The organism is Rhodobium gokarnense (assembly GCF_025961475.1).
Taxonomy (GTDB): domain Bacteria; phylum Pseudomonadota; class Alphaproteobacteria; order Rhizobiales; family Rhodobiaceae; genus Rhodobium; species Rhodobium gokarnense.
Window position 1 is genome coordinate 20,306 of the sequence record NZ_JAOQNS010000002.1, and the last position, 19,125, is coordinate 39,430.

Consider the following 19,125-nt stretch of genomic DNA (forward strand, 5'->3'; position numbering starts at 1 on the left):
TTAACCGTCCAGTTCGAAGATGACCGTTGAGAGCGGGGGCACGGTGATGAGGGCCGAACAGGGCCGGTTGTGCCAGCCGACCGAATCGTCGGCCACCACGGCACCCTGGTTGCCCATGCCCGAACCGCCATAGTCGGCAGCGTCGGTGTTCATGATCTCGCGCCAGCGGCCGGGCTGGGGCAGGCCGAGCCGGTAGTTCTCGCGCGGCACCGGCGTGAAGTTGCTGACCACCGCGACCGGCCGGTCGCCGGCGTTACCGAGCCTCAGATAGGCAAAGATCGATTCCGCATCGGCATTGGCTTCCAGCCATTCGAAGCCGCCCGGCTCGCAGTCCCGCACATGCAGCGTCGGGTGCTCCCGGTACATCCGGTTGAGGTCCCGCACCAGGCTCTGCACGCCGCGGTGCGGCGCCCACTCAAGGAGGTGCCAGTCGAGCGACTCGTTGTGGTTCCACTCCGCCCACTGCGCGAACTCGCCGCCCATGAACAGGAGCTTCTTGCCGGGCTGGGTCCACATGAAGCCGAAATAGGCCCTGAGGTTGGCGAATTTCTGCCAGTCGTCGCCGGGCATGCGGCCGATCAGCGAGCCCTTGCCGTGGACCACCTCGTCGTGGCTCAGCGGCAGCACGAAATTCTCCGAATAGGCATACATCATGCCGAAGGTCATCTGGTTGTGGTGGAACCGGCGGTGGATCGGCTCGCGGCCCATATAGGCCAGCGTGTCGTTCATCCAGCCCATGTTCCACTTGAAGCCGAAGCCGAGGCCGCCGCCGTCGGTCGGCCGCGACACGCCGCTCCAGGAGGTGGATTCCTCCGCCACCGTCATGATGCCCGGGTTGCGGCCGTAGGAGACCTCGTTCATCCGCTTCAGGAAGTCGATCGCTTCCAGGTTATGGTTGCCGCCATAGATGTTGGGCAGCCACTCGCCCTCTTTGCGCGAGTAGTCGAGATAGAGCATGGAGGCGACCGCATCGACCCTGAGCCCGTCGATGTGGAACTGCTCCAGCCAGTAGAGCGCATTGGCGATCAGGAAGTTGGAGACCTCCGGCCGGCCGTAATTGTAGATCAGCGTGTTCCAGTCGGGATGGAAGCCGCGTCGCGGGTCCATGTGGTCGTAGAGATGGGTGCCGTCGAACTGGTTGAGCCCGTGGGCGTCGGCCGGGAAATGGCCCGGCACCCAGTCGAGGATCAGGCCGAGCCCGGCCTCGTGGCAGGTCTCGACGAAGAACTCGAAGTCCTCCAGCGTGCCGAAGCGGCTGGTCGGCGCATAGAGCCCGACCGGCTGGTAGCCCCAGGAGCCGTCGAACGGAAACTCGCTGACCGGCAGCAGTTCCAGATGGGTGAAGCCCATGTCCTTGGCGTAGGGAATGAGGGTGTCGGCGAGCTCGCGATAGGTCAGGAACCGCGATTCCGGCCCGGCCTTGCGCCAGGAGCCGAGATGCACCTCGTAGATCGAGATCGGCGCCGTCACGCTGTTGCGGGCCTCGCGGCTTTCCATCCAGTCCGCGTCTTCCCAGGTCCTGGTGCCGACCTCGCGCACGATCGAGGCGGTATAGGGCGGGTGTTCGGCGCCGAAGCCGACGGGATCGGCCTTCAGCGGCAGGATCGAGCCGCCCGGCCCCTTGATCTCGTATTTGTAGGTGGTGCCGGCGCCGATGCCTGGCACGAAGATCTCGTAGATGCCGCTGCGGCCGCGCTGGCGCATCATGTGCCGCCGGCCGTCCCAGTAGTTGAAGTCGCCGACGACGGAGACCCTGCGCGCATTCGGCGCCCACACGGCAAAGACCGTGCCCCACACCCCCTCATGCACCGTCGGATGGGCGCCGAGCCGGTCGTAGAGCCTGTGGTGGCTGCCTTCGGAGAACAGGTACTCGTCCATCTCGCCGATCACCGGCGGAAAGCGGTAGGGGTCCTCGATCTCCTCGCGCCAGTCGCCCCAGGTCACCGCCAGGCGGTAGGGGAACCATTCCGTGCGGCCGGGAACCGGGCCGGCGAAGATGCCGGCATCATGCGCCTTGTCGAGGTCGCACACGTCCTCGCCGCTCGCCGCATCGACGACGGTGACGGCGTCGGCGTCGGGCAGGTAGGCGCGCATGACGAGCCCGCCATCCGCATCGTGAAGGCCGAGCACGGCAAAGGGATCGGCGAGATCGGCCGACAGGAGCGCGGCGATCTCACCAACCGTGATTGCGCTCGTCGGACCGGGTCCGGGCGCCTTATTCAGGGTCATATCGATACTGCTCTAGCTTCCTACGGGAACGTTCCACATGTCCCGTGCGTAGCCGCGAATGGAACGGTCGGACGAGAACCATCCGACATTCGCAGTGTTGAGGATGGACCGGCGGGTCCAGTCGTCGGCATTGCGGAAGGCGCCGTCGATGATCCGCTGGGCCTCACAGTAGGCCGCGAAATCCACCGTGACGAGGAAATAGTCGTCATAGCGCAGCTTGTCGGTGACGGCGTGGAAGCGGCCGCGGTCGTCCGGGGAAAAGTCGCCCCGTTCGATCATCTGCACGGCCTCGGCGAGCGCCGGCGTGTTGTTGACGATCTCGTTGGAGTTGAAGCCGGTCTTGCGGATATCGGCAACGCCCTCGGCGGTCAGGCCGAAGATGAAGATGTTGTCCTCGCCGACCCGTTCGCAGATCTCCACATTGGCGCCGTCGAGCGTGCCGACGGTGAGCGCGCCGTTGAGGGCGAACTTCATGTTGCCGGTGCCGGACGCCTCCATGCCGGCGGTCGAGATCTGTTCCGACAGGTCGGCCGCCGGGATGATGATCTCGGCCGAGGAGACGTTGTAGTTCGGCATGAAGACGACCTTCAGGAGATTGCCGATCTCCGGGTCGTTGTTGACCACATTGGCGACGTCGTTGATCAGCTTGATGATCATCTTGGCCATGAAATAGCCCGGCGCCGCCTTGCCGGCGAAGATCTTCACCCGCGGCGTCCACTCGCCGTTCGGGTTCGCCTTGATGGCGTTGTAGCGGGCGATCACTTCAAGGATGTTGAGGAGCTGGCGCTTGTATTCGTGGATGCGCTTGATGTGCACGTCGAACATGGCGTGCGGATCGACCGAGATGCCGCAGCGCTTCTTGATCTCCCCGGCAAGCCGCACCTTGTTGGCGAGCTTGGCCTCGGCGAAGCGGTCACGGAAATTGGCGTTGTCGGCCAGCGGCAGCGCCGCCTCGATATATTCCAGGTCGCCGACCCAGCGCTCGCCGATCGATTCGATGAGGAGGTCGCGCAGGCCCGGATTGCACTGGTAGAGCCAGCGCCGCGGCGTGATGCCGTTGGTCTGGTTGACGATGCGGTCCGGATAGAGCGCGTGCAGGTCGGCGAACACCGTCTTCTTCATCAGGTCGGTATGCAGCGCCGAGACGCCGTTGACCCGGTGGCTGCCGATGAAGGCGAGGTTGCCCATGCGCACCCCGCCATAGTCGTCGATCACCTTGGTGGAGCCGAAGGAGACGTCGGTGCGGTGGTTTTCCAGATATTTTCGGTGCTGGTGGTCGATCCACTCGATGAGCTGCATGTGCCGCGGCAGCACGTGGCGCATCATGTCGACGGGCCAGCGCTCCAGCGCCTCCGGCATCAGGGTGTGGTTGGTGTAGCAGAGCGTCCGGTTGGTGATGTCGAACGCCTTTTCCAGCGGCAGGTCGTGCTCGTCGACGAGCCGGCGCAGCAGCTCCGGCACGGCGATCGAGGGATGGGTGTCGTTGAGCTGGATCGCGGCGTGGTCGGGCAGGCTCTCCACGTCGCCGTGGAACATCAGGTGCCGGATCAGGATGTCTTCCAGCGAGGCGGCGGTGAAGAAATACTCCTGCTTCAGCCGCAGCTCCTTGCCCTCATGGGTGGTGTCGTCCGGATAGAGGATGCGCGAAATGGTCTCGGCGAGCACCGCATGGCGGGCGGCGGACAGGTAGTCGCCGCGATTGAACTTGTCGAGGTCGAACATCTTGATCGGGTTGGCCGCCCACAGGCGCAGCGTATTGACGTTGGCGGCCTGCCAGCCGGCGATCGGCGTGTCGAACGGCGTGGCGATGACCCGGTCGGCCGGCCGCCAGGTCGCGCGGCCGTTCTCGTCGGTTTCCACATGGCCGCCGAAATTGATGGTGTGCCGGACCTCGGGGCGCTCGAACTCCCAGACATGGCCGGAGACCAGCCAGTCCTCGGCCTCCTCCATCTGCCAGCCGTTTTCGATGCGCTGGCGGAACAGGCCGTGCTCGTAGCGGATGCCGTAGCCGAAGGCGGAGATGCCGAGGCTCGACATGGAATCGAGGAAGCAGGCGGCAAGGCGCCCAAGGCCGCCATTGCCGAGGGCTGCGTCGGCCTCGCACTGGATCACGGCCTCGTAGTCGACGCCGAGCCGGTCCATCGCCTCGTGGCAGGTCTCGTCCATGCCGAGATTGGACACCGCGTCGCGCAGCAGCCGGCCGATGAGGAATTCCATCGACAGGTAATAGACGCGCTTCGGGCGGTGTGCCCGGCGATTGCGCATGCCGGTGTGCCAGTAGTCGACCACATGGTCGCGCACGGCCAGCGACAGCGCCGCGTTCCAGTGGCCGAGATCGGCCCGGTCGGGGTCCTTGCCGACGGTGTAGATCAGACGATCGACGATCCGCTGCTGCAGATCGGCGGCGGCGCCGGATGCGGACTCAAACGGTTCCAGTCCGGAAAGCGTCATCTATAAAAATCCTTCGCGCGGATGTTGAGGGGCGGCCAATGTGCCTTGGCCCGCCGTCTCGGGAATAGTGACGGGCGCCTCCGTATTCCTTCTTACAGACAACCATAGGAAAACGAAAGCGCATGACAAGGTGGTGTCGGGGAGCGCTGGGAGGTGCGGGAGGCGAAAAGCCCATACCCCGATACCTCTTTGATAACGCACGGGCCGCCGGTTTGTTGCATCGCAATATTGCCCTTGAGAATTGTGCCAAGCCCGCAGCCGGGCGCACCGTGCGCTGAAAAAACTTCGACTTTATGACATCTTCATATTAGCATGTGTATAACAGGTATTGACAGGAGACGCGATTTTGGGTTTGACGTGCTATTCGTTGTGGGCCGCATCTCAACTCCAGACTCGCGAGTATCCTCGTGCAGCTATACCTTCCGATTGCTGAGATCCCGGTCAATGTCTTCCTGATTTTCGGTATGGGCGCCGCCGTCGGATTTCTTTCCGGCATGTTCGGCGTTGGCGGTGGCTTTCTTATGACGCCGCTGCTCATTTTTACCGGCATCCCGCCCGCCGTCGCCGTCGCCACCGAGGCCAACCAGATCGTCGCCTCGTCCTTTTCCGGCGCGCTGGTGCATTTCCGACGAGGCTCGGTCGACATAAGGCTGGGGATAATGTTGCTCCTCGGGGGCTTCGTCGGCGCCGGCTTCGGCGTCTGGCTGTTCAAGATACTGCGCGAGCTCGGCCAGCTCGATCTCATCATCTCGCTCTGCTACGTCATCTTCCTCGGCGTCATCGGCAGCCTGATGATGGTCGAAAGCCTGATGGCGATGCGCCGGGCGAGCCGCAGCGGGCGTTCCGACGTGCGCCGTCCCGGCCAGCACAACTGGATCCACAAGCTGCCCTTCAAGGTGCGCTTCAAGCGCTCCAAGCTCTACCTTTCCGCCATTCCCGTGCTGGTGCTCGGCGCCCTCGTCGGCATCCTCGCCTCCATCATGGGCGTCGGCGGCGGCTTCATCATGGTGCCGGCGATGATCTACCTGTTGCGCGTGCCGACCAACATCGTCATCGGCACGTCCCTCTTCCAGATCGTCTTCGTCACCGCCTTCACCACGATCACCCAGGCGACGGCCAACATGACGGTCGACGTGGTGCTGGCACTGATTCTCATGATCGGCGGCGTCATCGGCGCCCAGTTCGGCGCCGAGGTCGGCCAGAAGCTGCGCGGCGAGCAGTTGCGCGCCCTTCTCGGCGGCCTCGTCCTCGCCGTCTGCCTGCGCCTTGCCTACAATCTGGTGATCACACCGGAGGAGTTCTATTCCGTCGGCGAGATGATCGGCGGCCATTGACGCGGTTCACCTCCGGCGCCGGCAAGGTTTCCTGTCGCGGCAAAAACATAAGCCGGAAGTTTACGTTAGGGCGAATTCGAATATTCGCGGGTGTCCTATGCCTATTGACATCTGCGACAATTGTGTCTTTGACGTAGCAACCGGCGCCGACCGCTTCTTTCCCACCCGGCCGACGCGCTTCGCCAACCCGACAGTTCCGCGAGCGTTTTCGTGCAGCTCTATCTTCCGATCGCCGAACTGCCGGTGAACATCTTTCTGCTTCTCGGCATGGGTGCGGCCGTCGGGTTCCTGTCCGGCATGTTCGGGGTCGGCGGCGGCTTCCTGATGACGCCGCTGCTGATCTTCATCGGCATCCCGCCGGGCGTTGCGGTCGCCACCGGCGCCAACCAGATCATCGCCTCCTCCGTCTCCGGCGCGCTCGTCCACTACCGACGAGGCACCGTCGACATAAGGCTCGGGGTGATGCTGCTGCTCGGCGGCTTCGTCGGCGCCGGCTTCGGTGTCTGGCTGTTCAAGATGCTGCGCGAGCTCGGCCAGCTCGATCTCATCATTTCGCTCTGTTACGTGATGTTTCTGGGCATTATCGGCGGCCTGATGATGGTCGAGGCGCTGATCGCTATCCGCCGCTCCGCCAGGGACCATGCGGCGGCCGACCGGCGCCGGCCGGGCCACCACAACTGGGTCCACCGGCTGCCCTTCAAGATGCGCTTCAAGCGCTCCAAGCTCTACCTGTCGGTCATTCCGGTGCTGGTGCTCGGCGGCCTGGTCGGCGTGCTTGCCTCGATCATGGGCGTCGGCGGCGGCTTCATCATGGTGCCGGCGATGATCTATCTCCTGCGCGTGCCGACCAACATCGTCATCGGCACGTCGCTGTTCCAGATCGTCTTCGTCACCGGCTTCACCACCATCAGCCAGTCGGCCACCAACCACACGGTCGACGTGGTGCTGGCGCTGATCCTGATGGTCGGCGGTGTCATCGGCGCCCAGTTCGGGGCCCAGGTCGGCCAGAAGCTGCGCGGCGAGCAGTTGCGCGCCCTGCTCGGCGCGCTGGTGCTTGCGGTCTGCCTGCGGCTGGCGTTCAATCTGGTGATCACGCCCGAGCAGCTCTACTCCGTCGGCCGCATGATCGGCGCCGGCTAAGCTTTTGCCGGTGCGCTTTGGCGCTGCCCCGGGCGGCCGGTCGATGCCCGCCGTGCGCGCAAAAGACGACGCGGCGCACACCGGTCGTTTAGGTGCAGCGCAGCACAATTGTTGCGCCTGCGAAGGTATATAATCCCCGGAAACTTGCCACTTTTAATGTCGATATAAATCATATTAGTTCTTGCTGATATGATAACATCGCTATATGATGACTTTCTGCCGAGAGGGAACGGTATCAGCATACGGGGCTCCCGGTGCGCATCTCGCGGCAACCGGGAGTGAGCGCCGATCGACTGGTCGGTCACTGTTATTGAACGCGGCGATTGTCGAAAAGAGGCGGTAAACGCCCGACGCGACCGCGGAGCCACAAGGAGAGGGTGAGAACTCATGGCGAATTCGAATGGCGGAGACGCGCGCGACCAACATGCGACGCCGATGCTCGACGAGCTGGAAACCGGTCCCTGGCCCAGCTTCATCACCGGCCTGAAGCGGCTGCGCGATTCCTCCGACAAGCAATACGCGCCGATGGTCAACGACCTGCTCGGCCAGCTTGAGCATTCCTACGAGAACCGCCTCGGCTACTGGAAGGGCGGCACCGTGTCCGTCTTCGGCTACGGCGGCGGCATCATCCCGCGCTTTTCCGAGGTCGCCGACAAGTTCCCGGCCTCCAAGGAATTCCACACCCTGCGCGTCCAGCCGCCGGCGGGCTACCACTACACCACCGACGTGCTGCGCCAGATGTGCGACATCTGGGAGCGCCACGGCTCGGGCCTGATCGCCTTCCACGGCCAGTCCGGCGACATCATGTTCCAGGGCTGCTCCACGGAGAACACCCAGAAGGCGTTCGACGAGCTCAACGAGATCGGCTTCGACCTCGGCGGCGCCGGCCCGGCCCTGCGCACCTCCATGAGCTGCGTCGGCCATGCCCGCTGCGAGATGTCCTGCTACGACGAGGTCAAGGCGCATCGCGAGGTCATCAACGAGTTCCTCGACGAGATGCACCGCCCGGCGCTGCCCTACAAGTTCAAGTTCAAGTTTTCCGGTTGCCCGAACGACTGCGTCAACGCTATCCACCGCGCCGATTTCGCGGTCATCGGCACCTGGCGCGACGACATGAAGGTCAACCAGGAAGAGGTCAAGAAATACGTCGCCGAGGTCGGCCGCAAATACGCCATCGACCACGTCGTCGCGATGTGTCCGACCCGCGCCCTCAGCCTCAATGACGACGACACGCTCGAGGTCGACAACAAGTCCTGCGTGCGCTGCATGCACTGCCTCAATGTCATGACCAAGGCGCTGTCGCCGGGCGACGACCGCGGCGTCTCGATCCTCATCGGCGGCAAGCGCGCCCTCAAGATCGGCGACCTCATGGGCATCATGATCAAGCCGTTCATGAAGCTGGAGACCGACGAGGACTACGAGGAGCTGAAGGAGTTCGCCGGCGAGGTGATCGACTTCTTCGCCGAGAACGCCCTGGAGCACGAGCGCATCGGCGAGACCATCGACCGCATCGGACTGCCCGCCTTCCTGGAGGCCGTCGGCGTCGATCCGGACCCGAACATGGTCAAGCACCCGCGGACCTCCTGCTTCGTGCGCACCGACGACTTCACCGAGGAAGCGGAGAAGTGGTACGCGCGCAAGGGCAGGAAGGCGGACGACGACGCCACGGTCGCCGCGGAATAGCGGCACTGGACGAGGCGAGATCCCATGAAAAAGGCGCGGCCTGCGACATCGGCACCGGTTTGCCGAAAGGGCCGCGCTCCAGAAAAGTCTAGGACCGGGAATGCGCGCGCGACCGGCGCCGCATTCCGATCTGGGGAGATGACGACAGATGAGTGAAGCAGCCACCCAACCGCGCATGCCCGACGAGGTCGGCGTACCGGATCCGTTCCAGTACATGCACCCGGTGATGAAGAAGAACTACGGCAACTGGGACTGGCACGAGCGGCCGCGCCCGGGCGTCCTGCGCCACGTCTCCAAGGACGGCGAGTCGATCTACACCGTGCGCGCCGGCACCCAGCGCCAGATGGACCTCTATACCATCCGCAAGCTGTGCGACATCGGCGACCAGTTCGCCGACGGCCACGTCCGCTTCACCACCCGCTCCAATATCGAGTTCCTGGTCGCCGACCCGGCCAAGGTCGATCCGCTGATCGAAAAGCTGCAGGCCGAGGGCTTCCCCGTCGGCGGCACCGGCAACTCCATCTCGATGATCTCGCATACGCAAGGCTGGCTGCACTGCGACATCCCCGGCACCGACGCCTCCGGCGTCGTCAAGAGCCTGATGGACCAGATGTATGACGACTTCATCAAGGAGGAGATGCCGAACCGCGTGCGCATCACCACCTCCTGCTGCCAGATCAATTGCGGCGGCCAGGGCGACATCGCCATCAATGTCCAGTACACCAAGCCGCCGCGCATCAACCACGACCTCGTCGCCAATGTCTGCGAGCGTCCGGCGGTCGTCGCGCGCTGCCCGGTGGCGGCGATCCGGCCGGCCATGGTCAACGGCAAGCCGTCGCTGGAAGTCGACGAGAAGAAGTGCATCTGCTGCGGCGCCTGCTATCCGCCGTGCCCGCCGATGCAGATCAACGGCGACGACTCCACCAAGCTGGCCATCTGGGTCGGCGGCAAGCATTCCAACGCCCGCTCCAAGCCGACCTTCCACAAGCTGGTGATGGCCAACCTGCCGAACAATCCGCCGCGCTGGCCGGAGGTGTCCGAGGTCGTCGGCAAGATCCTGAAGGCCTACAAGGACAACGCCAGGGACTGGGAGCGCATGGGCGAGTGGATCGAGCGCATCGGCTGGCCGCGCTTCTTCGAGCTTGCCGACCTGCCGTTCACCAAGCACCATCTCGATACCTGGACCGGCGCGCGCCACAACATGAACATGTCGGCGCACGTCCACTTCTAGAGCGTGTCTCCCAAAAGTGGGAACCGGTTTTGGGAAAAAGACACGCCCAGAAAAATGGATAGAGAACGGCGAGTGACTCAGTTGAAACGAGATGTTCTCTAGCCGAAGTCGCGAGCCGGGGACCGTCCTTCCGCCGCATCGTTTCTTGCCGGAAGCCGGCCCCCCTCGCCCGAATGTCGAACGGGGGGAGTTAAAGGGTTGAAGTTCGCAGTGCTGATCAACGAGGGGCCATACACGCACCAGGCGTCCGACTCGGCCTACCATTTCACCAAGGCCTGTCTGGACAAGGGGCACGAGGTCTTTCGCGTGTTCTTCTACAATGACGGCGTCAACAATGGCACGCGGCTGACGGTGCCGCCCCAGGACGACCGGAACCTGCAGAAGAACTGGACGGAGCTGGCCGAAAAGCACGACCTCGACATGGTCGTGTGCATCGCCGCCGCCCAGCGCCGCGGCATCCTCGACGAGAACGAGGCAAGGCGCCAGGGCAAGGACGCCGACAACATCGCGCCGGGCTTTCGGATTTCCGGCCTCGGCCAGCTCGTGGAGGCGGGCATTGCCGCCGACCGGCTCGTTGTGTTCGGCGACTGAGGGAGGCGGATATGTCCATGGATGAAGAGATCGATACCGAGGTCGTCAAGAAGTTCCTCTATGTGAATCGCAAGGCGCCCTACGGCACCATCTACGCCCTGGAGAGCCTGGAGGTCGTGCTGATCTCCGCCGCCTTCGACCAGGATGTCAGCCTCGCCTTCCTCGACGACGGCGTCTACCAGCTCGTCGACGGCCAGGACACCAAGGCGATCGGCATGAAGAACTTCTCGCCGACCTACCGGGCGCTCGGCGATTACGAGATCACCAAGCTGTTCGTGGAAAAGGAATCCCTCGACGAGCGCGGCCTCACCGAAGACGATCTGATGGAGATCATGTATGAGGACGAGGACGACGACTGGGCCGAAAAGCCGTCGATCCGCATCGTCAGCCGCGACGAGATGGCCGCTATCATGGCCGACCAGGACGTGGTCCTGAGTTTCTGAGCGCGGCAAGGGAGATCAAGAAAATGCCGACACTTCACACGGTCAACAAATCGCCCTTCGAGCGCACCGCCTTCGGCAGTTGCCTGAAGCACCTTGCCGCCGGCGACGCCGTCCTCGTCCTGGAGGACGGGGTGGTGGGCCTGCGCAAGGCGACGGCCTTTGCCGGCGACCTCGATGCGGTCAGCGGCGACCACAAGCTCTATGCGCTGGGACCGGACCTCGACGCCCGCGGTCTGAAGGCGGACGATCTGGTTTCCGGTATTACCGTCGTCGACTATGACGGCTTCGTCGATCTGGTTGCCGAACACGACAGAACACAAGCCTGGCTTTGATCATTCGCAAGGCGCGATAAGCCTCGGCTAAGGTAAAAGCTTGGAGTTGCAAGAAGCGATAAAAGGCTTTGAGCGAAAAAGGGTAAGGAAGAGGAGCACACCCATGTCCTATCAACTCAATGGCGCGACCATCGAGCACGACGAAGAGGGCTACCTGACCGACATTTCGGTCTGGTCGAACGACCTGGCGGAAATCATCGCCAAGGACGAGAACATCGACATGACGCCCGAGCACTGGGAAGTCGTCAACTTCCTGCGGGAATATTACGACGAATATCAGATCGCCCCGGCCATCCGTGTGCTCGTCAAGGCGCTGAAGAAGAAGTACGGCCCGGAAAAGGCCTCGAACAAGTACCTCTACGAGCTGTTTCCGTACGGCCCGGCCAAGCAGGCCTGTAAGATCGCCGGTCTGCCGAAGCCGACGGGCTGCGTCTGATCGACGACAGCGCGGGATAAGGGAAACCGGCCGCCCGATAAGGCCGGACCCGGCACCAGAAAGCGACCAGAAAGCCATGGCCTGACGGGGCCCGACGCCCCAGGATGAGGTCCATGCGAAATAACGACGCGAATCGCCGTTCCGCCACCGCGGAGCGAGTGCGAGCCCGGGAGGAGTGCGCGTGCTGACGACGGCCTATGCCCTGCTGTTCTATTTCGCCACGATCGTGCTGGTCGCAGGGCTCGCCTGGCGCATCTACGAGTACGCGACCGTCCCCGCGCCCTTAAAAATCCCGACGACGCCGGCGCCGACGACACGGCGCGGCGTCATCTTCCGCATGGGCCGCGAGGTCGTCCTCTTCGAAAGCCTCTTCAAGTCGAACAAGTGGATCTGGCTGTTCGGCTGGCTGTTCCATGTCGCGCTCGCCGTCGTCGTGCTGCGCCACCTGCGCTACTTCATCGAGCCGGTGTGGAGCTGGGTCGTGTTCGTGCAGCCCTTCGGCGTCTATGCCGGCTTTGCCATGGTCGTCGGGCTCCTCGGCCTTTGGGCGCGCCGCTTCCTCGTGCCGCGGGTGCGCTACATCTCCGCCCCGTCCGACCACCTGATGCTGGCGCTGATCGTCGCCATCGGCCTCTCCGGCCTTGCCATGAAGTTCGTCGCCCGCACCGACATCGTCGCGGTCAAGGCGTTCTTCCTCGGCCTGGTGCGCTTCGATCCGCAGCCGCTGCCGGCCGACCCGGCGCTCCTCGTCCACCTGACGCTGGTCGCGCTGTTGATGATCATCTTCCCGTTCTCCAAGCTGCTGCATGCGCCCGGCGTCTTCTTCTCGCCGTCGCGCAACCAGGTCGACAATCCGCGCGAGCGGCGTCACCTGGCGGCCTGGGCGGCGCGGATGGACCGCCAGCCGGGCGAATAGGGACAAGGAGAAGCCGCAATGGCCGACGCCGACACCATCGACCGCCCCGAGGCAACGGAGCTCCCCGATCCCTTGGAGATGCCGACGCTGTGCCCCGGCGCGATGGCGGGGTCGAACCCCTATCCGGCCAAGCCCGACCACAACACGGCCCTCGGCTTTCCCGGCGAACTGGTCGACGACTGGCACGACCGCGCCATCGACAAGATGGGCGAGCTCCTTGGCAAATACCGCTCCTTCCGGGTCTATCTCGACAGCTGCGTCAAATGCGGCGCCTGCACCGACAAATGCCATTATTTCCTCGGCTCGGGCGACCCCAAGAACATGCCGGTGGCGCGCCAGGACCTCCTGCGCAAGGTCTACCGGCGACACTTCACCCTCGCCGGCAAGTATTTCCCCAAGCTCGTCGGCGCCGCCGACCTGACGGAAGACGTGCTCGACGACTGGTATTCCTATTTCCACCAGTGCTCCCAGTGCCGCCGCTGCTCGGTGTTCTGCCCCTACGGCATCGACACCGCCGAGATTTCCATGGCCGCCCGCGAGATCCTCGACACCGTCGGCAAGGGCCAGAAATACTGCAACGAAATCCTCGGCAAGGTGCACAAGATCGGCAACAATCTGGGCCTGCCCGAGCCGGCGCTGCAAGCCACCCTTGAGGACCTGGAAGAGGACATCGAGGACGAGACCGGCGTGCCGGTGAAGCTCCCCCTCAATGTCGAGGGCGCGGACATCCTCCTCATCACGCCGAGCGCCGACTTCTTCGCCGAGCCGCATATCGACGGCCTCATCGGCTACGCCAAGGTGTTCCACCAGGCGGGCGTCTCCTGGACGCTCTCGTCCTACGCCTCCGAAGCCGCCAACTTCGCCATGTTCATCGGCTCCTACGACCAGATGCGCGAGGTCGCGCTCCGCATCCGCAAGGCCGCCCTCGACCTCGGCGTCAAGCGCATCGTCGTCGGCGAGTGCGGCCATGCCTGGCGCGTCGCCTATTCGTTCTGGAACACGCTGGCCGGGCCCTTCGACTTCCTCGACCCGAACTACCCGATCCCGCAGCACATCTGCGAGTTCACATACGATCTGATCCAGAAGGGCCAGCTCACCTTCGACAAGTCGAAGAACGACCACATGACGCTGACCTTCCACGATTCCTGCAACGTCTCGCGGGCCTCGCGCATGGGCGACATGCCGGGCGGCCAGTTCGAGATCCCGCGGGCGATCATCAAGGCGGTCTGCAACAACTATGTGGACATGGCCCCGGACACGATCCGCGAGTCGACCTTCTGCTGCGGCGGCGGCGGCGGGCTCCTCACCGACGAGATCATGGACATCCGCAAGAAGGGCGCGCAGCCGCGCATGCGGGCGCTGCGCCAGGTCGCCGACGAGAACGGCGTGACCCACATGGCCGCCATCTGCGCCATCTGCAAGACCCAGTTCACCAAGGTGATGCCGGAGTTCGGCTTCGACCGGGAATCGATCGTCAGCGTCCACCAGCTCGTCTCCAACGCCATCATCCTCGATCCGCCGGAAGACGCCGGCGAACCGGAGGAGGACGACGAGGACGAGGTGACGGTGGCAGTCGAGGCGGCAACGGAATCGGAAGAAGCGGTCCAGGCCGCCGCAGACGAAAAATAAGACCGCCAGAGGCGGCACCACGACCGGGCGGCCTTGAAGGGGCGCCCGCAAATGAAACGGCGGGGAAGACGGAATACGCGCCGACGCCCTGCATGATCCGGGAGACGTTCCGTCCCGACACCGGGAATTGGAACGGCGTCATGCGGGCCCCAAGGGCGACGCGATGGAGGAAACGACAATGACCAAGCCGCTCGACGACACGAAGCTGACCTACCGGCGGTTCCAGGACGGCGACAGTGCGCCGCCGCCGCTGGAGGAAAAGATCTTCCAGGCGGACCACTCCTACAAGTGCCCGACCTACGTCCACCGCACGCCGCCGTGCCAGGGCTCGTGCCCGTCCGGCCACGAGATCCGGGGTTGGCTGGCCATTGCCCGCGGCATGGACAAGCCGACCGAAGAGGGCATGACCTGGCAGCAATACGCCTTCGACCGGATGATGCAGGCGAACCCGTTCCCCTCCGTCATGGGCCGGGTCTGCCCCGCCCCGTGCGAGGACGGCTGTAACCGCAACGAGGTCGATGACTTCGTCGGCATCAACGCCGTCGAACAGTATGTCGGCGACTGGGCGATCCTGAACGGGCTGAAGGGCAAGGGCCCCGAGACCGAGACCGGCAAGAAGGTCGCCGTCGTCGGCGGCGGACCGGCCGGCCTGTCGGCCGCCTTTTTCCTGCGCCAGAAGGGCCACGGCGTCACCGTGTTCGAGGCCCACGACCACCTCGGCGGCATGATGCGCTACGGCATTCCGGGCTACCGCACGCCGCGCGCCATGGTCGATGCGGAGATCCAGCGCATCCTCGACCTCGGCGTCGAGGCCCGCCTCAACACCCGCATCGGCGAGGACATCAAGGTCGAGGAGTTGGAGCGCGACTTTGATGCCATCTTCTGGGCCGTCGGCGCCCAGGCCGGCCGGCCGCTGCCGGTGCCCGGCTTCGACGCGCCGAACTGCATTTCCGGCGTCGAGTTCCTCGATGCCTTCAACCAGGGCTGGGTGGTCCATACGGCGCAGAAGATCGTCGTCGTCGGCGGTGGCGACACCTCCATCGACGTCGCCTCCGTCGCCCGCCGCCTCGGCCACATCCAGACCGTCCATCCCAAGGACAACACCGACCCGGGCATGCTCGGCTATACCGCCCACGACGTTGCCGGCACCATCGCCCGCGAGGGCGTCACCGCGGTGCTGACCTCGCTGTTCCCGATCGAGGGCATGACGGCGGCCGCCCGCGAGCGCGAGGATGCGCTGCGCGAAGGCGTCGACATCAAGGGCGGGGTGATGCCGCTGGAGGTCATCAAGGGTCCGGACGGCCGCGCCGTCGCCCTGAAGATGTGCGAATGCGACATGGACGGCATGAAGCCGATCCCGCGCGAGGGCACCGAGTTCGAGATCGAATGCGACATCGTCGTCTCGGCCATCGGCCAGATGGGCGAACTGACGGGCGATCTGGAAAGCCTCGACAACGGCCGCGGCTTCATCGACACCGACGCCGTCTTCCGGGTGAAAGGCAAGGACAAGCACTTCGCCGGCGGCGACATCCTGCGCCCGCACCTTTTGACGACGGCCATCGGCCACGGCTCGGTCGCCGCCGAATGCATCGACGGCTATCTCGCGGGCACCCTGAAGGACAAGCGCCCGAAGGTCGACGTTCACCACTTCAACCTCCTGAACGAGCTGCACCAGCGCAAACTCGATCCGGAACCCTACGGCCACGTGCAGACCCGCGGCACCAATGAGGCCGGCTTTGCGATCCACAATTACGAGGACCGCTCCAAGGCCCAGATCATCCCGCACGACGAGCTGTTCCTCGGCCACTTCAAATACGAGCCGCGGGCCGTGCGCGAGGAAATCCACATCGCGGGCGATGCTGTCGTTGGCAATTTCGACGAGCGCCTCGTCGGCCTCACCGAAGAGCAGGCGCAGGCCGAGGGCAAGCGCTGCATGAGCTGCGGCATGTGCTTCGAATGCGACAACTGCGTGATCTTCTGCCCCCAGGACGCCGTGTTCCGGGTCAAGAAGGACAACCGTGCGGTCGGCCGCTACGTCGACACCGACTATGCCAAGTGCATCGGCTGCCACATCTGCCAGGACGTCTGCCCGTCCGGCTACATCCAGATGGGCCTCGGGGAGTAGCGGCTTCATGTCTGGTGGTATTTGGTATCGCGTGAAAAGGGGTCTGCCGGCTCTCGTCGTCGCACTGGCGGCGATGGTGGTCCTGGTTGCGGCGGGAGCGACCGGGGCCCGTGCCGGCGACGTGCCGGTTCCTGAGCCGGCAAAGGGCGCCGGCGAGGCTTGCGTAGCCGATACCGCCTTCATGCGCCGCTACCACATGCAGATGCTGGTCCACCAGCGCCGGGACACCGTGCATGAGGGCATCCGCACCGAACAGTTCTCGCTGAAGGGCTGCATCGAGTGCCATCAGGTCAAGGGCGAGGATGGCGCCGCGGTAAAGGTCAGCGACAGCCGCCATTTCTGCCGCTCCTGCCACGACTACGCCGCCGTCAGCATCGACTGCTTCGAGTGCCATGCCTCCGTGCCGGAGGAGGCGGGTAAATCCGCCGCGGCGGCTGAGCCGGAAAACGAAGCGGTCGCCGCTCTCGGTGCCTATGTCCACGGCAAAACGACAGGGGAGGGAGCGGCGAAATGAGCAAGTGTTCTCCGTCCTGCACCTGCGGCGCGCCGGACGAGCGCCCGGTCGACGCCGCGCGCCGGTCGTTCCTGAAGACAGCCGCCACAGCCGGTGCCGTCGCGCTCGCGCCCGGCGTCACGCTCTATGTGGTCGGCGGCCGGGCCGAGGCCCGCGCGCCTGACCAGCCGGTCGATCCGAAAAAGCGCTGGGGCATGCTGGTCGACGTGTCCAAATGCACCGAGGACTGCTCGGCCTGCGTCACCGCCTGCCGCACCGAGAACGGCCTCGGCGCGCTCGACGATCCGAAGATCGACGCCCAGTGGATCCGCAAGGTCGAGGTCAACGATCCGGCGACCGGCTACAGCCGCTCGCTGCCCGTCATGTGCCAGCACTGCGCCGAGCCGCCCTGCGTCGACGTCTGCCCGACCGGCGCCTCGTTCAAGCGCGACGACGGCATCGTCCTTGTCGACAAGCACATCTGCATCGGCTGCCGCTATTGCATGATGGCTTGCCCCTACAAGGCGCGCTCCTTCGTCCACGAACCGCTGAGCGACCAGAAGCCCTACGCCCCGCGCGGCAAGGGCACGGTGGAATCCTGCACCCTCTGCGTCCACAAGGTCGATGCCGGCGAGCTGCCGGCCTGCGTCACGGCCTGCGCCACCGAGGGCAACGGCGCCCTCGTCTTCGGCGACCTCAACGATCCGGAAAGCGATATCGCCAAGCGCCTCAAGGCCTATCCGACCCGCCAGATCCGCGCCGACCTCGGTGTCGATCCGGGCGTCCACTACCAGGGGCTTTGAGCGATGGCCGAGGCAAGAATGCAAACGACGCGGGGAGGCGTCTGACATGGCCCGCATCACCTATCGCGAGCTGTCGCGGCCGAAGGGCTTCTTCGTCGGACTGATGACGCTGCACGCCGTCGTCATCGCCGCCGGCCTTGCCGCCTTCTACTACATGGAACACAACGGCCATATCGTCACCGGCATGACCAACCAGGTGGTCTGGGGAACGCCGCACGTCTTTGCCGTCTTCCTGGTGGTCGCGGCCTCCGGCGCCCTCAACGTGGCGTCCATTTCCTCGGTCTTTGCCCGGCTCACCTACAAGCCGTTCGCCCGGGTCTCCGGCCTTCTCGCCGTGGCGCTGCTGATCGGCGGCCTCGCCGTGCTGGTGCTCGATCTCGGCCGGCCGGAGCGGCTGACCGTCGCCATGACCACCTATAACTTCAAGTCGATCTTCGCCTGGAACATCTATCTCTATACCGGCTTCATCGTCATCGTCGCCGCCTATCTGTGGACGATGATGGCGCGCACCGGCGGCCGCTACAACAAGGTCGCGGCCTATACCGCCTTTGCCTGGCGGCTGATCCTGACGACCGGCACCGGCTCCATCTTCGGCTTTCTCGTGGCGCGCGAGGCCTATGACACGGCGCTGCTCGCCCCGCTCTTCATCGCCGGCTCCTTCGCCTACGGGCTCGCCTTCACCGTGCTGGTGCTGATCACCATGTGCCGCTCGCTCGGCGAGGCGCTGATGTCGGAAGAGGCGGTGCAGAAATTCCGCAATCTCCTGACCATCTTCGTGCTCGCCGTCGTCTATTTCACCGCGGTCCTGCACCTCACCAAGCTCTACGGCACAAGGAACCACGGCGTCGAAGCCTTCCTGCTGGTGAACGGCGGCATCTATCCGGTGCTCTTCTGGGGCGTGCAGATCGTGCTCGGCAGCGTCATCCCGCTGCTGATCCTCAACTTCACGGCCTTCGGGCGCACCCGCAACGGCCTGTCGCTCGCCTCCATCCTGGTGCTGATCGGCGGCCTTGCCCAGATGTACGTCATCATCATCGGCGGCCAGGCCTGGCCGCTGCAGCTGTTCCCGGGCATGGAGGTGTCGAGCAGCTTCGGCGACGGCGCGATTGCGGCCTACGCCCCGTCGCTGCCGGAAACCCTGCTCGGCTTTGCCGGCATCTCGATCGCCATGCTGATCACCGGGCTTGCCCTGATGGTGCTGCGCTTCCTGCCGGGCGAGGCGGTCGAGGCGGCCCGGGCCGCCAGCTAGCGCCGGCCGGATATCGCTAGATCGAAACATGCAAAGAATG

The 19,125-nt window shown here is 64.7% G+C and carries 16 protein-coding genes; 14 read left to right on the forward strand and 2 right to left on the reverse strand.

The features are described 5' to 3' along the window. Together glgB and M2319_RS02970 are read right to left on the reverse strand one after the other, a co-directional pair. Complete coding sequence (gene glgB, locus M2319_RS02965; RefSeq protein WP_264599951.1) at positions 1-2,229, reverse strand: 1,4-alpha-glucan branching protein GlgB; 2,229 nt, start codon at positions 2,227-2,229, stop codon at positions 1-3. Between the two features lie 12 nt (positions 2,230-2,241). Further along, complete coding sequence (locus M2319_RS02970) at positions 2,242-4,680, reverse strand: glycogen/starch/alpha-glucan phosphorylase (RefSeq protein ID WP_264599952.1); 2,439 nt, start codon at positions 4,678-4,680, stop codon at positions 2,242-2,244. A gap of 407 nt (positions 4,681-5,087) precedes the next feature. Here M2319_RS02970 and M2319_RS02975 point away from each other — a divergent pair, with 407 nt between their 5' ends. The 14 genes from M2319_RS02975 (at position 5,088) to nrfD (ending at position 19,085) form a co-directional block, all read left to right on the forward strand. Next, entirely contained in the window at positions 5,088-6,014 is a 927-nt protein-coding gene (locus tag M2319_RS02975) for a sulfite exporter TauE/SafE family protein (protein WP_264599953.1), read from the forward strand. A 210-nt stretch (positions 6,015-6,224) separates the two neighbouring features. Further along, positions 6,225-7,154, forward strand: a complete 930-nt coding sequence (locus tag M2319_RS02980; RefSeq protein ID WP_264599954.1) for a sulfite exporter TauE/SafE family protein — start codon at positions 6,225-6,227, stop codon at positions 7,152-7,154. A gap of 387 nt (positions 7,155-7,541) precedes the next feature. Beyond that, entirely contained in the window at positions 7,542-8,837 is a 1,296-nt protein-coding gene (dsrA, locus tag M2319_RS02985; protein ID WP_264599955.1) for a dissimilatory-type sulfite reductase subunit alpha, read from the forward strand. 148 nt (positions 8,838-8,985) lie between these two features. Further along, positions 8,986-10,068, forward strand: coding sequence for a dissimilatory-type sulfite reductase subunit beta (gene dsrB / locus M2319_RS02990; RefSeq protein WP_264599956.1), 1,083 nt, complete (start codon positions 8,986-8,988; stop codon positions 10,066-10,068). Positions 10,069-10,266: 198 nt separating this feature from the next. Beyond that, positions 10,267-10,659 carry a sulfurtransferase complex subunit TusD gene (gene tusD / locus M2319_RS02995; RefSeq protein WP_264599957.1) on the forward strand — a complete coding sequence of 131 codons (393 nt, stop codon included), beginning with the start codon at positions 10,267-10,269 and terminating at the stop codon, positions 10,657-10,659. A gap of 11 nt (positions 10,660-10,670) precedes the next feature. Continuing rightward, positions 10,671-11,102, forward strand: a complete 432-nt coding sequence (tusC, locus tag M2319_RS03000; protein WP_264599958.1) for a sulfurtransferase complex subunit TusC — start codon at positions 10,671-10,673, stop codon at positions 11,100-11,102. Between the two features lie 23 nt (positions 11,103-11,125). Then, positions 11,126-11,434, forward strand: coding sequence for a sulfurtransferase complex subunit TusB (tusB, locus tag M2319_RS03005; protein ID WP_264599959.1), 309 nt, complete (start codon positions 11,126-11,128; stop codon positions 11,432-11,434). Between the two features lie 103 nt (positions 11,435-11,537). Next, the gene (locus tag M2319_RS03010; RefSeq protein WP_264599960.1) at positions 11,538-11,870 is read left to right on the forward strand and encodes a TusE/DsrC/DsvC family sulfur relay protein; all 333 of its coding nucleotides are present in this window, start codon (positions 11,538-11,540) and stop codon (positions 11,868-11,870) included. 181 nt (positions 11,871-12,051) lie between these two features. Continuing rightward, positions 12,052-12,786, forward strand: a complete 735-nt coding sequence (locus M2319_RS03015; RefSeq protein ID WP_264599961.1) for a respiratory nitrate reductase subunit gamma — start codon at positions 12,052-12,054, stop codon at positions 12,784-12,786. An 18-nt stretch (positions 12,787-12,804) separates the two neighbouring features. Further along, the gene (gene dsrK / locus M2319_RS03020; protein ID WP_264599962.1) at positions 12,805-14,415 is read left to right on the forward strand and encodes a sulfate reduction electron transfer complex DsrMKJOP subunit DsrK; all 1,611 of its coding nucleotides are present in this window, start codon (positions 12,805-12,807) and stop codon (positions 14,413-14,415) included. 178 nt (positions 14,416-14,593) lie between these two features. Further along, on the forward strand, positions 14,594-16,540 hold the full coding sequence (locus tag M2319_RS03025) for an NAD(P)-binding protein (protein ID WP_264599963.1): 1,947 nt from the start codon (positions 14,594-14,596) through the stop codon (positions 16,538-16,540). A gap of 7 nt (positions 16,541-16,547) precedes the next feature. Then, a complete protein-coding gene (locus M2319_RS03030) occupies positions 16,548-17,054 on the forward strand; it encodes a hypothetical protein (protein ID WP_264599964.1) in 507 nt (168 codons plus the stop codon). Beyond that, positions 17,051-17,836, forward strand: coding sequence for a sulfate reduction electron transfer complex DsrMKJOP subunit DsrO (gene dsrO, locus M2319_RS03035; RefSeq protein WP_264599965.1), 786 nt, complete (start codon positions 17,051-17,053; stop codon positions 17,834-17,836). Before M2319_RS03030 ends, dsrO begins: the two co-directional genes overlap by 4 nt. 46 nt (positions 17,837-17,882) lie before the next feature. Further along, entirely contained in the window at positions 17,883-19,085 is a 1,203-nt protein-coding gene (nrfD, locus tag M2319_RS03040) for an NrfD/PsrC family molybdoenzyme membrane anchor subunit (RefSeq protein ID WP_264599966.1), read from the forward strand. Positions 19,086-19,125: the final 40 nt, after the last annotated feature.